Annotated in this window: 16 protein-coding genes; 7 read left to right on the forward strand and 9 right to left on the reverse strand. The window is 63.6% G+C overall.

Features of this window, described 5'->3' with window-relative positions:
• Window positions 1–94: 94 nt before the first annotated feature.
• Window positions 95–769, reverse strand: coding sequence for a response regulator (locus tag AC5ZGW_RS35220; RefSeq protein WP_130227304.1), 675 nt, complete (start codon window positions 767–769; stop codon window positions 95–97).
• A gap of 352 nt (window positions 770–1,121) precedes the next feature.
• On the opposite strand from AC5ZGW_RS35220, the gene AC5ZGW_RS35225 reads away from it, so the two are divergent.
• A complete protein-coding gene (locus tag AC5ZGW_RS35225) occupies window positions 1,122–2,747 on the forward strand; it encodes an MFS transporter (protein WP_207231062.1) in 1,626 nt (541 codons plus the stop codon).
• Between the two features lie 106 nt (window positions 2,748–2,853).
• On the opposite strand, the gene AC5ZGW_RS35230 is transcribed toward AC5ZGW_RS35225, so the two are convergent.
• The 3 genes from AC5ZGW_RS35230 to AC5ZGW_RS35240 all read right to left on the reverse strand — a co-directional run bounded on the left by AC5ZGW_RS35230 (window position 2,854) and on the right by AC5ZGW_RS35240 (window position 4,611).
• A complete protein-coding gene (locus AC5ZGW_RS35230; RefSeq protein WP_130227302.1) occupies window positions 2,854–3,318 on the reverse strand; it encodes a secondary thiamine-phosphate synthase enzyme YjbQ in 465 nt (154 codons plus the stop codon).
• Window positions 3,319–3,433: 115 nt separating this feature from the next.
• Window positions 3,434–3,958, reverse strand: a complete 525-nt coding sequence (locus AC5ZGW_RS35235) for a hypothetical protein (protein WP_130227301.1) — start codon at window positions 3,956–3,958, stop codon at window positions 3,434–3,436.
• A gap of 29 nt (window positions 3,959–3,987) precedes the next feature.
• A complete protein-coding gene (locus tag AC5ZGW_RS35240) occupies window positions 3,988–4,611 on the reverse strand; it encodes a 2-hydroxychromene-2-carboxylate isomerase (protein ID WP_130227300.1) in 624 nt (207 codons plus the stop codon).
• A gap of 272 nt (window positions 4,612–4,883) precedes the next feature.
• Between AC5ZGW_RS35240 and AC5ZGW_RS35245 the strand changes: the two genes are divergently transcribed.
• The 5 genes from AC5ZGW_RS35245 (at window position 4,884) to AC5ZGW_RS35265 (ending at window position 7,471) form a co-directional block, all read left to right on the forward strand.
• Complete coding sequence (locus AC5ZGW_RS35245; RefSeq protein WP_130227306.1) at window positions 4,884–5,255, forward strand: AtpZ/AtpI family protein; 372 nt, start codon at window positions 4,884–4,886, stop codon at window positions 5,253–5,255.
• Window positions 5,256–5,326: 71 nt separating this feature from the next.
• A complete protein-coding gene (locus AC5ZGW_RS35250) occupies window positions 5,327–6,076 on the forward strand; it encodes a F0F1 ATP synthase subunit A (protein ID WP_130227299.1) in 750 nt (249 codons plus the stop codon).
• Window positions 6,077–6,128: 52 nt separating this feature from the next.
• Complete coding sequence (locus tag AC5ZGW_RS35255; RefSeq protein WP_027537362.1) at window positions 6,129–6,359, forward strand: F0F1 ATP synthase subunit C; 231 nt, start codon at window positions 6,129–6,131, stop codon at window positions 6,357–6,359.
• Between the two features lie 57 nt (window positions 6,360–6,416).
• Window positions 6,417–6,986, forward strand: a complete 570-nt coding sequence (locus AC5ZGW_RS35260; RefSeq protein WP_130227298.1) for a F0F1 ATP synthase subunit B family protein — start codon at window positions 6,417–6,419, stop codon at window positions 6,984–6,986.
• Window positions 6,986–7,471 (forward strand): F0F1 ATP synthase subunit B family protein, encoded by a 486-nt coding sequence (locus AC5ZGW_RS35265; protein WP_130227297.1) that lies wholly within the window; start codon window positions 6,986–6,988, stop codon window positions 7,469–7,471. Before AC5ZGW_RS35260 ends, AC5ZGW_RS35265 begins: the two co-directional genes overlap by 1 nt.
• A 217-nt stretch (window positions 7,472–7,688) precedes the next feature.
• Here the strand turns inward: AC5ZGW_RS35265 and AC5ZGW_RS35270 are convergent, their stop codons facing one another.
• The 5 genes from AC5ZGW_RS35270 to AC5ZGW_RS35290 all read right to left on the reverse strand — a co-directional run bounded on the left by AC5ZGW_RS35270 (window position 7,689) and on the right by AC5ZGW_RS35290 (window position 13,037).
• Entirely contained in the window at window positions 7,689–8,339 is a 651-nt protein-coding gene (locus AC5ZGW_RS35270; protein ID WP_245474819.1) for a hypothetical protein, read from the reverse strand.
• A gap of 102 nt (window positions 8,340–8,441) precedes the next feature.
• Window positions 8,442–9,029, reverse strand: coding sequence for a GNAT family N-acetyltransferase (locus tag AC5ZGW_RS35275; protein WP_130227295.1), 588 nt, complete (start codon window positions 9,027–9,029; stop codon window positions 8,442–8,444).
• A 152-nt stretch (window positions 9,030–9,181) separates the two neighbouring features.
• Complete coding sequence (locus tag AC5ZGW_RS35280; protein ID WP_130227294.1) at window positions 9,182–10,471, reverse strand: M16 family metallopeptidase; 1,290 nt, start codon at window positions 10,469–10,471, stop codon at window positions 9,182–9,184.
• Window positions 10,468–11,886 (reverse strand): threonine synthase, encoded by a 1,419-nt coding sequence (gene thrC / locus AC5ZGW_RS35285; protein ID WP_165435315.1) that lies wholly within the window; start codon window positions 11,884–11,886, stop codon window positions 10,468–10,470. Before thrC ends, AC5ZGW_RS35280 begins: the two co-directional genes overlap by 4 nt.
• 506 nt (window positions 11,887–12,392) lie before the next feature.
• Window positions 12,393–13,037 carry a response regulator transcription factor gene (locus tag AC5ZGW_RS35290; protein ID WP_028167930.1) on the reverse strand — a complete coding sequence of 215 codons (645 nt, stop codon included), beginning with the start codon at window positions 13,035–13,037 and terminating at the stop codon, window positions 12,393–12,395.
• 82 nt (window positions 13,038–13,119) lie between these two features.
• Between AC5ZGW_RS35290 and AC5ZGW_RS35295 the strand changes: the two genes are divergently transcribed.
• Window positions 13,120–14,451 carry a histidine kinase gene (locus AC5ZGW_RS35295; protein ID WP_130227292.1) on the forward strand — a complete coding sequence of 444 codons (1,332 nt, stop codon included), beginning with the start codon at window positions 13,120–13,122 and terminating at the stop codon, window positions 14,449–14,451.
• The last annotated feature ends 24 nt before the right edge of the window (window positions 14,452–14,475 follow it).

Genomic DNA, 14,475 nt, shown 5'->3' on the forward strand with positions numbered 1-14,475 from the left:
GCGCAGCGCGCCACCCATAGCGCCGTAGCAAGCGCGGCTTGCTTGGAGGGCAGACCGCGGCCCGTTACCCCATCTACAATTCAGCGGTGGCTGATCACACCTGCGGCGTGCCCTGGCGCCATTGGCCACCGGCGATCTTGGCGGCGGCGATCACCGCCTGGGTGCGGCTTTCGACGCCGAGCTTTCGCAGGATTGCTGATACATGCGCCTTGATGGTGGCTTCGGAGACGCCGAGCTCGTAGGCGATCTGCTTGTTGAGCAAACCCTCCGACAGCATCATCAGGACGCGCACCTGCTGCGGCGTCAGCGTCACCAGCCGGTCGCGCAGCCGCGCCATCTCGGGATCGCCGGCCGACGAGAGGTCCGTGTCGGCGGGAACCCAGACGTCGCCGTCCATCACCTTCATGATGGCATCGCGCAGCGTATCGACGCCGAAGCGCTTCGGGATGAAACCGGACGCGCCGAAGTCGAGCGAGCGGCGGATCGTGGTGGCATCATCGCTGGCTGATACGATCACCACCGGAATCGCCGGATATTGCGCGCGCAGATAGATCAGGCCCGAGAAGCCGCTGATCCCCGGCATGGTCAGGTCGAGCAGAATGAGGTCGACGTCGGCGTCCTTCTCGAGCAAGGCGGTGAGCTCGTCGAACGAACCTGCTTCGGTAATGGCAGCCGAACTGACGACGCTCGCGACTGCCTGCCGCAGCGCATCGCGGAACAGCGGATGGTCATCGGCGATGACGAGATGGGTCTGGACAGCAGCAGTCATCGGTATCTCTTGAGCGGGTCGCCGCCCCCTTTTTTATCCTTGTCCTCCGACCGAAGGCTGCGTGCAAGCCGTAATTCTACCGTCTGTCGAAGCAGTTAATGCGCGCGCTTGTGCGTCGCAACACGCGGGCCGAAGTCCGGATCGGGGACCGCACGGCCGGCGTGCTCCTCGCGGCACGAAAGGTCGTGAAGAGAGCCGAAAGTCGTATTGGGGCGGCTTTTGCCGCGATGTTACCCTCTTTCCAAGCCCGTAGCTCATCCGGCCGAACGCGGCAGGCGAGTTTAGCAGCAATAATTTGGGGGGAATGATCCAGATGTCCACAATGACTGCAAGTTCGGCGCGCCGCGCCGGGATGACGAAGGATGAACGCTTCGTCATCCTTGCCTCCTCGCTCGGTACCGTCTTCGAGTGGTACGACTTCTACCTGTACGGATCGCTGGCCAGCATCATCGGCGCGCAGTTCTTCTCGGCCTATCCGCCGGCGACTCGCGACATTTTCGCCCTGCTTGCCTTCGCCGCCGGCTTCCTGGTGCGTCCGTTCGGCGCCATCGTGTTCGGCCGCGTCGGCGACATCGTCGGCCGCAAATACACGTTCCTCGTGACCATCCTGATCATGGGTCTGTCGACGTTCATTGTCGGCCTGCTGCCCAACGCGGCCACCATCGGCTTTGCCGCGCCGGTCATCCTGATCGCGCTGCGCCTGCTGCAGGGCTTGGCTCTCGGCGGTGAATATGGCGGTGCGGCAACTTATGTCGCCGAGCACTCCCCGCAAGGCAAGCGCGGCTACTACACCTCCTTCATCCAGACCACGGCCACGCTCGGCCTGTTCCTGTCACTGCTGGTGATCTTGTTCACCCGGACAATGACCGGCGAACAGGCCTTTGCGGAATGGGGCTGGCGCATTCCGTTCCTGGTGTCGGTGCTGCTGCTCGGCATCTCCGTCTGGATCCGGCTGCGATTGAACGAATCGCCGGTGTTCCAGCGCATGAAGGACGAGGGCAAGAGCTCCAAGGCGCCGCTGACCGAGGCCTTCGCCAACTGGGCCAACGCCAAGATCGTGCTGCTTGCGCTGATCGGCGGCACCATGGGCCAGGGCGTGGTCTGGTACACGGGCCAGTTCTACGCGCTGTTCTTCCTGCAATCGATCCTGAAGGTCGACGGCTACACCGCCAACCTCCTGATCGCCTGGTCGCTCCTGCTCGGCACCGGTTTCTTCATCGTGTTCGGCGCCCTGTCCGACAAGATCGGCCGCAAACCGATCATCCTCGCCGGCTGCGCGATCGCGGCGCTGACTTTCATCCCGATCTTCAAGATGATCACCACCAACGCCAACCCGGCGCTGGAGAAGGCCATCGAATCCACCAAGGTCGAAGTGGTGGCCGATCCCGCAGGCTGCGGCGATCTGTTCAACCCGGTCGGCACCCGCGTGTTCACTGCGCCTTGCGACACCGCGCGTGCCTACCTCGCCCAGTCGTCGGTGAAGTACGCGACGACATCAGGCCCGGCCGGCTCGGGCGTGAAGGTCGTCGTCAACGGCAAGGAAGTTCCTTACGCTGACGCCAAGACATCCAATGCTGCGGTGCTGGCGGCGATCCAGGCAGCGGGCTATCCGAAGACGGGTGACGCCGGCATCGTGAAGATGTCGAACCCGTTCGACATCTTCCGTCCGCAGGTCGCGGCCGTGATCGGGCTGTTGTTCATCCTGGTGATCTTCGTCACCATGGTCTACGGCCCGATCGCCGCGATGCTGGTCGAACTGTTCCCGACCCGCATCCGCTACACCTCGATGTCGCTGCCCTATCACATCGGCAACGGCTGGTTCGGTGGCTTGCTGCCGGCAACCGCGTTCGCGATCGTGGCCTCCACTGGCGACATCTATGCCGGCCTCTGGTACCCGATCATCTTCGCAGCGATCACCGCGGTGGTCGGTTTCCTGTTCCTGCCGGAGACCAAGGACGTCGACATCAGCAAGACCTGAGACGAAGCGCGCTTGAAGCGCTTGCTCGATCGGCCGCGGAGCGATCCGCGGCCGATTTTGTTTGAGCATCTCCGAGTTCGTAGCCCGGGTGGAGAGACGATCTGCATCATCTTGTGCTGCCGATGAACTGCAGCACGACCTCGCGCCGGTGAGGCCTCGTGCGATGCTCGATCAGGTAGATCGCCTGCCAAGTGCCGAGCGCAAGTTCGCCATCCAATACCGGAACCTGGAGCGAGGTCGACGTCAGCATGGTCTTGATATGCGCCGGCATGTCGTCGGGGCCTTCGGTGTCATGGCGCCATCCGCCATCCTCCGGCGCCAGGCGGCGCAGCGCGGTGAGGAGATCCTCGAGCACGGTCGGATCGGCATTCTCCTGGATGGTGAGCGACGCCGAGGTGTGGCGGATGAACAGCGTCACTTGCCCCTCGGCGCCGCGCGCCTCGCGCAGGAATTTTGCGACTTCCGAGGTGAGGTTGGTGAAGCCGACGCCCGGCGTATGAACGGTCAGTAGCGCTGACACGATGGTGGTGACACTGACGGTTGATGGAGCGCTGCGCGAGAGTGAGGTCATGAACGAAGCCGTCGTAGGAGTAGGTAGGATGGGTAGAGCGCAGCGAAACCCATCAACCTTGGTCATTGTGGAGCGATGATGGGTTTCGCTGCGCTCTACCCATCCTACGAAGGAATCAAATCTTCCCCGACGTGTCGCGCTGCACGCGGTTGGCCATCTCGACCAGACGGCGCCAGGCGCGCTCGAGGAAGGACATCACGCGATCCATATCCTGATCGCTCGGCAACGGGATTTCGATCCTGCGTCCGCCCTCGGCGACCTTCGGCTCGCCCTGCTTCAACGAGTCCGATTTAGGCAGCGCCTCGTCGGTCTTGCCGGTGGTGGCCTGATCCCGCTGCGCGAGCTCGGCCCTGAGCGTCTCGTTCTCGGCCTGCAGCCGGCCGATTTCTGCGTCCATCGCGGCGCGCTCGTCAGGCACGGCATAACAGGCCCAGCCTGTCCCCGAATTATTGTTGCAGGTTGAGACCGTGCCGGTCCGCGTGTCGAGCCGCAGCACGCCATCGGCGGTGGTCGACAGCGCGTAACGGCCGTTCTCGGTATCCGGCCGGGATTGGGCAAAGGCTGTGCCGCTCAGGCTCAAGCTCAACGCCACACCGGCCAGGACCGTGGAAACTTTCGAGGATGACGTGGCGTTTCGCATCGGCTTCCTCCCGCAAGATGAGCGTGCCCCTACACCTCCGACGTATAGGGCGGCCTGCCCGACTTCAATGCATCGGCGAGCAAATCCAGCCGGTCCTGCCCCCAAAACACCTCGCCATCCAGCACATAGGCAGGCGAGCCGAATACGTCGGCCGTTATCGCATCCTGACGGTTCTGCTCATAGGCCGCGCTGATTGCCTCCGAGGCGGAACGTTCCACCAGCTTGCTGCCGGGCAGGCCCGCTTCGTCGGCAAGGCGCACCACCGTCGCGGGATCGGCGAGATCGAGCTGATCCTCCCAGACCGCGACAAAACCGCGCTTCAGAAAAGGATCGGGATCGAAGCCGGCCTCGATTGCAGCGATGACGGCACCATCGGCAAGGCGGGCATTGAACGGCCAGTGCGCGGGCTTCAGATGAAACTGCAATCCGCGCCGGTCGCGCCAGCGCTGCAATTCCACCATCCGATAACGTTGCCGCACCGGATGACGCTTCAGCAGCGGCAAGCCGCCGGTCTCCGAGAACAAGTCGACCAGCACCACCGGCTTGTAGTTCACCTTGAGACCAAAGCCAGTGACGAGATCGCGGAACGGCCGGTCGCCGATATAGGCCCAGGGAGATTGAAACGAGAAGTAGTAGTCGACCTGGCGCGACATGGCGGCTCCGAGCGGGATTGGTGCGACGATGCGCCCATCCCAACAGAGCGTCCCGGCCGGTGCAAGACCGCCGCTGCCTGAATGTCAGCTGTTGCGTTGCGATGACAGGTCGCAGACATCTGGAATATCTTCAAAGAAGTGCAATCGAATCAATGCGCTAACTAGTTGTTACGCAATCTTGACTTGATTGGACACGGTAAGTATGGTCCGCGCGGCTTTTGAGGGTGGCGGCGCAATTTCCATCAACCGCAGTATCGTTTAGTGTCTGCCGCATGGCGGAAAACAAAAACGACAACGCAAGTGGAAATCGCGACCAGTCGTCGTCCGACGAAGCTGCGCTTTCCGCAAGGCTCGGAAGTCTGGATCATCGGTTGTCCGAAATTCGCGACAGCCGCAAAATCAGGACTGATCAATCCGGAACAGAAAGCGGAGACGGTGCCGCCAAAGCTTCCGCGATGGCGCTCGGTTTCCGGCTTTCCTCGGAATTGGTCGCGGGCGTTGTCGTCGGGGCGGTGATTGGCTGGGGATTCGACCGTCTGCTGTCGACATCGCCGTTCGGTCTCATCGTGTTCCTGCTGCTCGGCTTCACGGCCGGCGTGGTCAACGTGGTGAGGTCTGCTGGCGTGGCCTCAGGCAAGCGCTGAGTTCTGGCGGAAGTCACGACATCTGTAATTCGATTGCCGGCGGATAAGCCGGGGGACCAAGAGCCGCGCGGATGAAAATCGATCCGATCCACCAGTTCAATATCGAGCCCCTCTTCACGATCGGCCATATCGGCGATCACACGATCGCCTTCACCAATTCGACGCTCTACATGTTCGTGGCGGTGGCGTTGATCTCGGTGCTGATGCTGGCAAGCGGCCGGCAGCTGGTTCCGGGGCGCCTGCAGTCGGTCGCCGAAATCTCTTACGAGTTCGTCGCCAGCACCATCCGCAGCACCGCCGGCGCGGAAGGCATGAAGTTCTTCCCGCTGATCTTCTCGCTGTTCATGTTCATCTGCGTCTCGAACCTCGTGGGCATCATCCCCTACACGTTCACGATTTCGAGCCACCTGATCGTCACCGCAGCGCTCGCGCTGCTGGTATTCTTCACCGTCCTGATCTACGGCGTCTACAAGAACGGGCTGAAGTTCTTCAAGATTTTCGTGCCGTCCGGCGTGCCGATCTACATCCTGCCGCTGGTCATGTTCATCGAGATCCTGTCGTTCTTCCTGCGGCCGGTCTCGCACAGCGTGCGTCTGTTCGCCAACATGCTGGCCGGCCATATCGCGCTGAAGGTGTTCGCGGGTTTCGTCGCGATGCTCGGCGTCTCGCTCGGCGCCGTCGGTTGGCTCGGCGGCGTGATGCCGCTCGCCCTCACGGTCGCATTGACCGCCCTCGAATTGCTGGTCGCTTTCCTGCAAGCCTATGTGTTTGCGATCCTGACCTGCATCTACCTCAACGACGCCATTCATCCGGGACACTGAGCGGTCCGGGGAATTTCCACCCACATCTGTCTTTCTCTCCAAGGAGCAAACTATGGAACCGGCAGCAGCTAAACTTATCGGCGCGGGCATCGCGTGCATCGGCATGGGCGGTGCGGGCGTCGGCGTGGGCGTCATCTTCGGCAACTATCTTGCCGCCGCGGTGCGCAATCCGTCCGCCGCCCAGGGCCAGTTCGGCAACCTGATCTTCGGCTTCGCCGTGACCGAAGCGCTCGGCATCTTCTCGCTGCTGATCGCGCTGCTCTTGCTGTTCGTTCCGCTCTGAGCGGTACACTCTTGCGCCGCCTGCGGGCGGCGTCCGTGACAGCTACAGGAGAACTCCATGGCTGAGAGTCATGGCGAAAAATCAGGCCAGAAGGCCGGCGCCCACACCGAAGCCGATGGCGGCCACGGCGGAGGTTTCCCTCCGTTCGATTCGTCCACCTTCGCCTCGCAACTGGTGTCGCTGGCGATCGCCTTTGTCGCGCTCTACATTATCGTGTCGCGTTTCGCGCTGCCGCGTGTCGGCGGCGTGATCGAAGCGCGCCAGAACATGATCGAGGGCGATTTGGCGGACGCGCAGAAGCTCAAGGATGAGTCCGCCGCTGCGCTGAAGGCCTATGAGAACGACCTGGCGGCCGCGCGCTCCCGCGCTCAGGCCATCAGCAACGAGACCCGCGAGAAGCTGAACGCGGCCTCCGAAGCCGAACGCAAGGTGCTGGAGGACAAGCTTACGGCCAAGCTCCACGACGCCGAGAAAACCATCGCGGCGACACGGGCGACGGCGATGAGCAATGTCCGCGGCATTGCGGCGGATGCGGCGACCGCGATCGTGCAGCGGCTGACCGGCGCGGCGCCGGATGGCGCTGCGGTGAACAGCGCCGTCGACGCCTCGCTGAAGGGACAAGCCTGATGTTGACCGAGCCGGAAACCTGGGTTGCGATCGCCTTCGTCATCCTGATGGTGGTGTTTGCCTATCTTGGCATCCATCGCACGGTGCTGAAGGCGCTGGACAACCGCAGCGAACGCATCAAGGCCGAACTCGATGACGCTCGCCGTCTGAAGGAAGAGGCCGCAAAGCTGCTCGCCGAATACAAGGCCAAGCGCACGACTGCCGAGCGCGAGGCGGAGGAAATCGTCGCGAGCGCCAAGGCGGACGCCGAACGCATCGCGGCTGAAACCAAGACGAAGATGGAAGATTTTGTCGCGCGGCGGACCAAGACCGCCGAGAACAAGATCGCGCTCGCCGAAGCCCAGGCTCTGGCGGATGTCCGTGCTGCTGCGGCGGATGCCGCGGTGACAGCGGCGTCCACCATCCTGTCGCAGTCGGTCAAGGGCTCCATTGCCGACGACCTCCTCGCCAAGGGGATCGCCGAGGTTCGTTCCAAGCTGAACTGAGCGGCTTCAACGCCAATCAAAAAGCCGGCGCGAGATGATCGCGCCGGCTTTTTTTGTTGTCTTGCTCGTTTGTTGTGCCGCTCTCTGGTCATCGCCCGCGAAGGCGGGCGATCCAGTACTCCGCGGCGTCTCGACCAAGCTACGAGCGCTGTCGTGTACTGGATACCCCGCCTTCGCGGGGTATACGGGCTCCGCGTGCTGGCCGCGCAACCTTCCGCTACTTCTTCCGCGCTGCCTTGGGCTTTGGCTCGGGCTTCAGGGCCTGCGGGTCGAAGCCGATGTAGAAGATGTAGTTCTCGGCAACGTCGGCTGACGGCGCCGGAAAGGTCAGATCCTCAGCCACCAGCGTAAAGGGCTCGCTGCCGCTTTCGCCCATCGTCACTGTGGTCTGATAGGCCTTGGTCGCGATCGTCTTTTCCGAGACGCCGCCCTGCACGACGGCGACGCGCAGCGGCACCTGAACGGTCGGCGGGGCGCCGGCAGGACCGACGATGATCCGGCCCTGGATGCCGATCCGCGCCGTGATGTCGCCGCCATTGAGCGCGCATTCGCGGGCGGTGCGGGTGATCGTCGCCTGGAACCTGAGGTCGCTGCCGACCGGTTCCTTGCCGGGCGCCCCCACCGCGTAAGTCGAGGCACCGGAACGGATCGCCACCGGCGGACAGAGGACGTCCGATTCGTTGCTCTGGCTCCCGGCGGGCGCTGGCGGCTTCTCAGCCGGCTGCTCCTCGGACTTGCCGCCGCCGAACAGGCTCTTGAAGCGATCGGTCAATGACTGTGCCGCCGCCGGCGCGGCCAGGGTGCCGCAACCAAGCGCAGTCGCCACCACAGAGGCGATCGCGGCCCTGATCACACGATGTCTTGCCATGAGAATCCCTGCCATCCCATTTCCCGCGGCGTTATAGCAGCGCAATGGCGGCGAACCCAAGGCGCTAACAAAGGCGCGACCGAGGCGCCAGGAACCCGAGGGCTAGCCCCGGAAATCCTCGTGCAACAGGCCAAACAGCAGGTGATCCTGCCAGATGCCGTTGATACAGAGATAGCGCCGCGCTGAGCCCTCGCGGGTGAAGCCGCATTTCTCCAGCACGCGGATCGAGGGCGCGTTGGAGGGGATGCAGGCGGCCTCGATGCGGTGCAGATTGAGCTCGCCGAACAGCGAAGGCAACAGCACCCGCAGCGCCGTGGTCATGTAGCCGCGATGCGCATAGGGCTCGCCGACCCAATAGCCGATGGTGCCGGCCTGCACGATGCCGCGGCGGACATTGGCGAGCGTGATGCCGCCGACCATCACGCCGTCCACTTCGCGGAAGATGATGAAGGGATAGGAGCGGTCGGCGGCGATATCCTCGGCGTAGCGGCGCAGGCGGCGGCGGAAGCCGGAACGGGTCAAATCATCGGACGGCCAGATCGGCTCCCAAGGCGTGAGATAGGCGCGGCTCGATTCGCGTAGCTGCGCCCATTGCGGAAAGTCAGCCATTTGCGGCGCGCGTAGCAGCAGGCCATGACCCCGCGGCATCAGTGCAGCCGGTCCGCTGGACGGCAAACGAAACAGGGCCATGCCCTTGAACTCCCCTGCCCGCTAGCGGGCTGCCGGTCTATCTTTTAGGGCATGATCTTTTCGGAAAACCGGTCTCCACTTTTCCGGATCATGCCCTTCCGTTTGGGCATGATCTCTTCGGAAAACCGGAGACCACTTTTCCGGATCATGCCCTAGTGCAGGAGCGTCTTCGCCTTCGACTGGGTTAATCCTTCCGCAAAAGACACCGCGGTGTCCAGACCTCTACCGCTGCCGAGCGCCACCACCGCCGGCCGGCTGCGCGCGAGCAGCGCACGGGCGGCATTGCGGGTCGATTCGACACTCACCGAATCGATCCGGCTGACCAGTTCGTCCACCGTCAGCGGCCTGCCATAGGCTAGCACATGGCGTGCCAGTTGCTCGGCGCGGGAGGAACAGCTCTCCAGCGCCATCAGCAGCCCCGCCTTCATCTGCGCCTTGGCGCGCGCGATCTCGGCCTCGGTCAGAGTCTCCACGGCCTCGTTCATCACGTCCACGATCACCTCCATCATTTCCGGCGCATCCGACGGGTCGGTGCCGGTGTAGAGGCCGAAGAAGCCGGTGTCGCTATAGGGGGCATGGAAGGTGTAGATCGAGTAGCACAGTCCTCGCTTCTCCCGCACCTCCTGGAACAGCCGCGACGACATCCCGCCGCCGAGCGTGTTGGTGAACACCTGCAGCGAGAACAGCGACAGGTCGGTCTGCGGCACGCCTTCCAGCGCCAGCGTCAGATGCGCCTGTTCGAGGTCGCGGTGCACGACGCGGGAACCGCCCTTGCCGAACATCGCCGCCTGCGGCTTCGGCGCGGGCGCCGCGTCGAAATTTGCGAACTTCTGCGTTGCCTCTTCGACGATCCGCTTGTGGTCCACCGCGCCGGCAGCGGAGATCACCATATCGGGCCCGCGGTAATGCGTTGCGAGGTAGCTGCGCAGCATGTCGCGGTCGAACCCCTTCAGCGTCTTGGCGGTGCCGAGCAGGGAGCGGCCCATCGGCTGGTCGGGGTAGCAGAGCTCGTTCAGGTGCTCGAACACGACGTCGTCGGGCGTATCCTGCGCCGCACCGATCTCCTGCACGATGACGCTCTTCTCGCGCTCGAGCTCATCCGGCACGAAAGAGGGATTGGCGAGGATGTCGGCGAGCACGTCGAGCGCCAGCGGCACGTCCGCCTTCATCACGCGCGCGTAATAGGCCGTCGTCTCGGTCGAGGTGCCGGCGTTGAGATCGCCGCCCACGGCCTCGATCTCCTCGACAATCTCGCGGGAGGAGCGGCGCGTCGTGCCCTTGAATGCCATGTGTTCGAGCAGGTGGGAGATCCCGTGCTCGTTCGGCTTCTCGTCGCGTCCGCCGACGCCGGCCCACACGCCGAGCGCGGCCGTCTCCAGATGCGGCATGGTGTCGGTGACCACGGTCAATCCGGACGGCAGCTTGGTGATCTCAACGCTCATCCGGTTACTCCCTGCTTGGCGGCGCGGCTCACCGACAATACGAACTTTTCGACTTCCGCCTGATCGCTTTTCATCACCTTGAGGTGTTCGGGTTTGGTCATCAATCCGTCGAGCCAGGCCGGCAATTGCGGTCGCACCCCGCAGGCGGCCTCGACCGCATCGGGGAACTTGGCCGCATGCGCGGTCGACAGCACGATATTTGGAATCCTCGAATCGGCGCTATCGCGGTCGGCAACCGCCAGCGCCACCGCGGTGTGGGGATCGACCAGATCCCCGGCCTCGCGCCAGGCGGCACGGATCGCGGCCGCTGTCTCGGTCTCATCCGCCTTGCCTGCGTCGAACTCCTCGCGGATCGCAGCTAACATCGCAGCCGGCAACACGAAGCGGCCGGACTGCTTCAGCGAATCCATCAGCCGCCGCACACTGTCAGCGTCGCGCCGGCTTGCCTCGAACAACAGCCGCTCGAAATTCGAGGACACCTGGATGTCCATCGACGGCGAGGTCGTGGCGTGAACCTCGCGGACCTCGTAGATGCCCGTCTTCAGCGTGCGCGGCAGGATGTCGTTGACGTTGGCCGCGATCCGCAAGGATCGGATCGGCAAGCCCATGCGCTTGGCGACGTAGCCCGCAAAGATGTCGCCGAAATTCCCGGTCGGCACCGTGAAGTCCACCGTCCGCTCCGGCGCGCCGAGCGCGACCGCCGAGGTGAAATAGTAGACCACCTGCGCCACGACCCGTGCCCAGTTGATCGAGTTCACGCCTGACAGCGACACCGCATCGCGGAAGTCGTGATGGTTGAACAGCCCCTTCACGATCGCCTGGCAATCGTCGAAGGTGCCTTCAATCGCCAGCGCATGGATGTTGGCGGCGCCGGTCGTCGTCATCATCCGCCGCTGCACCTCGGAGATGCGCCCTTGCGGGAACAACACGACAAGGTCGACATTTTCGAGATTGGCAAAGGCCTCGACCGCGGCGCCGCCGGTGTCGCCTGATGTCGCGACCACGATCGTGGTGCGCTGTGAACGTTTCGCCAGCACGTGATCCATCAGCCGCGAGATCAACTGCATCGCGACGTCCTTGAACGCCAGCGTCGGGCCGTGGAACAGCTCCAGCAGGAATTGATTCGGGCCGATCTGGTCGAGCGGCACGACGGCGGGATGGCGGAACGTCGCGTAGGCTTCGTTCGCCATGCGACCGAGATCGGGATCGGAAATCTCGCCGCCCGCGAACGGCCTGATGACGTCGACCGCGACTTCCCAATAGGGCCGTCCGAAGAAGCCGGCGATGGTTTCGCGCGACAGGACCGGCCAGCTTTCGGGCACGTACAGGCCACCGTCGCGGGCAAGCCCGGTCAGCATCACATCACAGAAACCAAGAACCGGGGCCTCTCCCCGGGTCGAAACATACCGCGTCAAACCGCCCTCCAAAGGCTCAAGCCTTTACCTTAAGCCCTTGATATCATGGAATTTATCGAGTTCTCGCTGCGCGGACCCGAAGCGCCACCATAAAGGGTTTTCGTGCCAAGGGGAAACCGCTTCTTGTGCGGCGCTGCCGCAAAGCAGGGCAGGCTAGACGGAGGTGCGCCGTCAAGCGCGCTGGGATGCGCTAGTCCATCGCTGGCGCGGTGCGGTTCTTTCTTTCTCGCACCTTTCTACAGGCCCGTGGTGCACGACCGGCAAGACTCGATCGCTCGCCGATCTCTGGCGCGTCGGAACCATTGCCGTTTCTTCCCGTTTATGTCCGCCATTGAGGCCAGCGCAGCAGCGATCAGCGGCGCGGCCGACGCTCCGGCACATTGGATCAGAAGCTCTAGGAATCGCCTGCACCGCCCTGCTGTTCCCGAATTGCCCCGGCAGAAGCGAATGCAAGCGATGGGAACGGTCGCGCCTTCGGGCGCGACCAGTTCCGCAGGCGGTGAGGATCAGCCCAACGCCATTTCGACGGCGATACGGATCAGGTCGGAATGGCTCTTGGCGCCCAGCTTCTGCTTCAGAAGCGAAGTGGTGTTGGCGACGGTCTTGTAGGAGATGTTGAGCGCCGCGGCGACCTCGCCGATCTTGTCGCCCCGGCCAAGCAGCCGCAGGATTTCCAGTTCGCGCGGCGACATCAGCGAGGCCGGATTGGCCTTGATGGCGGCGCCCGAAAAGGTCACGGCTTCGGCAAGGTGCGGCGATATGTAATTGTCCCCTGCCGCGACCTTGCGGACGGCTTTCACGAACACCCTGGGATCGTCGGTCTTTGAAACATAGCCCTGGGCGCCTGCTTCCACCGCGCGGACGACGAAGGCCGGATCGTCGTTCATGCTGAACATGATGATCCTGGCCTCTGGATCCTCCTTGCGGATCCGGCGCATCAACTCGAACCCGGAAACATCCGGGAGGTTGATGTCGATGACGGTAACATCAGGCTTCTTGCTGACATAGGCGCGGTGTCCCGACTTGGCGTCGGTGGCTTCCTCGATCTTCACCGAGCTGTCGGAAGCGAACAGCGACCGGCACCCGGACAACACTACCGGGTGGTCATCGACAATCAATATTCTTGTGGCCGGTTTCGGCGTATCTTGCATCACTTGCATTCTGTATCCAGAACATAGGTCCCCGGGAACCGGTGAAAAGAAAAAACCACCGGAGCGAATTAGAATTATCCAAATGTGGAAAAAATGTTCGCTCCGAACGCGGTTCTTCCTTCCGCTCGGTATCATGTTCGTGGCGGCGCTCCTGATCGGAGCGGGTTCGCTGCAGCTTTTCGTGCCGGAGCAACTGTCGGACGAGAGCGCACCGGCCGCACGTTCGGCCAGGGTGGTTGCCGACGCGCTCAACAGCGCGCTTCGGACCTCGGCCAATCCGCAAGCGACGCTGGATGCCTTTGCGCAAGCGCTCGGCACCTCCGAAGCCATCCGCTTCCAACCCGACGGTGCAAGCCACCCGCGGCCGCGGGTCGAGGTGCAAACCCCGATCGGACGGGTGCCGCGATGGTTCGTGGACCTGCTCACGATACCGGAGGTGGGCGCATCGTTCCCCGTCCGGATCGAAGGCAAGCAGGTCGGTGAGATCATTTTCTCGCCCGACCTGTCGGCCGATATTTTCGAGAAATGGATCGGCTTTGTTGCGATCACATTCTCCGTGGTTGCGCTGACGCTGCTCACCGGCGCTATCGCTTATTTCACCTCCGGCGCCGTGCTGCGTCCCCTGCAGGATCTCGGCGAAGGCCTCACCCGCATGCGCGGGGGTGATTATAAGCAGCTCATCCCCCCGTCGGGCCCGCCGGAGATCCGCCGAAGCGCCGAGGAAGCCAACGAACTTGCCCGCACGCTGAGCTTGCTGAGCCAGGACAATCGAGGTCTGCTGCGCCGGATCGTCTCGCTGCAGGATGACGAGCGGCGCGATATGGCGCGCGAACTGCACGACGAGCTCGGACCGCTGTTGTTCGGCATTCGCGCCAAAGCGGTTGCGCTGCTCGAAGCTCTCCCGCATGGCAACCTGCAACTTGCGGCCTCCGTCGACGGCATCCTGCAATCGGTCGAAGCGCTGCAGCAGGCCAACCGCCGCATCCTCGACCGGCTGCGGCCGCTCTACATCCAGGACTTGGGGCTGGAAAAAAGCATCGAGACGTTACTGCAATATGCGCGCGCGCAAGCGCCCGGGCTCAAGCTCGTCTCGCACATCGACGGCAGGCTGAATGCGATCGAGGGTCTGCTCTCGCAGACCGTCTATCGCGTGATCCAGGAGAGCATCACCAACGTGCTGCGCCATGCCCGAGCCCGCTCGGTCACCGTGGAGGCTTCGATGAAGGCGGCGGAGCTGATCGTGGAGGTATCGGACGACGGCATCGGCCTTCCCAAGGACTCCGTCTTCGGCCGAGGGCTGACCGGGATGCAGGAACGGGCCCGCGCGCTGAGCGGCACGCTCGAGCTGGTGCGCGAAGACGGACGGACCATCGTGCGCTGCCTCCTGCCGGTCGGCGACAGCGCGCTTGGCTGATCGCCGCGCTCGGCGCGGCATGAT

This window comes from Bradyrhizobium sp. Crot121 (assembly GCF_059512385.1).

Excerpts from the sequence above, each read along its gene's own strand:
- AC5ZGW_RS35245 (WP_130227306.1), top strand. The coding sequence starts at position 4,884 with ATGGCGGAAAACAAAAACGACAACGCAAGTGGAAATCGCGACCAGTCG.
- AC5ZGW_RS35280 (WP_130227294.1), bottom strand. The coding sequence starts at position 10,471 with ATGAGCGTTGAGATCACCAAGCTGCCGTCCGGATTGACCGTGGTCACC.
- AC5ZGW_RS35275 (WP_130227295.1), bottom strand. The coding sequence starts at position 9,029 with ATGGCCCTGTTTCGTTTGCCGTCCAGCGGACCGGCTGCACTGATGCCG.
- AC5ZGW_RS35255 (WP_027537362.1), top strand. The coding sequence starts at position 6,129 with ATGGAACCGGCAGCAGCTAAACTTATCGGCGCGGGCATCGCGTGCATC.
- AC5ZGW_RS35260 (WP_130227298.1), top strand. The coding sequence starts at position 6,417 with ATGGCTGAGAGTCATGGCGAAAAATCAGGCCAGAAGGCCGGCGCCCAC.
- AC5ZGW_RS35270 (WP_245474819.1), bottom strand. The coding sequence starts at position 8,339 with ATGGCAAGACATCGTGTGATCAGGGCCGCGATCGCCTCTGTGGTGGCG.
- AC5ZGW_RS35225 (WP_207231062.1), top strand. The coding sequence starts at position 1,122 with ATGACGAAGGATGAACGCTTCGTCATCCTTGCCTCCTCGCTCGGTACC.
- AC5ZGW_RS35295 (WP_130227292.1), top strand. The coding sequence starts at position 13,120 with ATGTGGAAAAAATGTTCGCTCCGAACGCGGTTCTTCCTTCCGCTCGGT.
- AC5ZGW_RS35240 (WP_130227300.1), bottom strand. The coding sequence starts at position 4,611 with ATGTCGCGCCAGGTCGACTACTACTTCTCGTTTCAATCTCCCTGGGCC.
- AC5ZGW_RS35220 (WP_130227304.1), bottom strand. The coding sequence starts at position 769 with ATGACTGCTGCTGTCCAGACCCATCTCGTCATCGCCGATGACCATCCG.
- AC5ZGW_RS35265 (WP_130227297.1), top strand. The coding sequence starts at position 6,986 with ATGTTGACCGAGCCGGAAACCTGGGTTGCGATCGCCTTCGTCATCCTG.
- AC5ZGW_RS35235 (WP_130227301.1), bottom strand. The coding sequence starts at position 3,958 with ATGCGAAACGCCACGTCATCCTCGAAAGTTTCCACGGTCCTGGCCGGT.
- AC5ZGW_RS35290 (WP_028167930.1), bottom strand. The coding sequence starts at position 13,037 with ATGCAAGATACGCCGAAACCGGCCACAAGAATATTGATTGTCGATGAC.
- AC5ZGW_RS35230 (WP_130227302.1), bottom strand. The coding sequence starts at position 3,318 with ATGACCTCACTCTCGCGCAGCGCTCCATCAACCGTCAGTGTCACCACC.
- AC5ZGW_RS35250 (WP_130227299.1), top strand. The coding sequence starts at position 5,327 with ATGAAAATCGATCCGATCCACCAGTTCAATATCGAGCCCCTCTTCACG.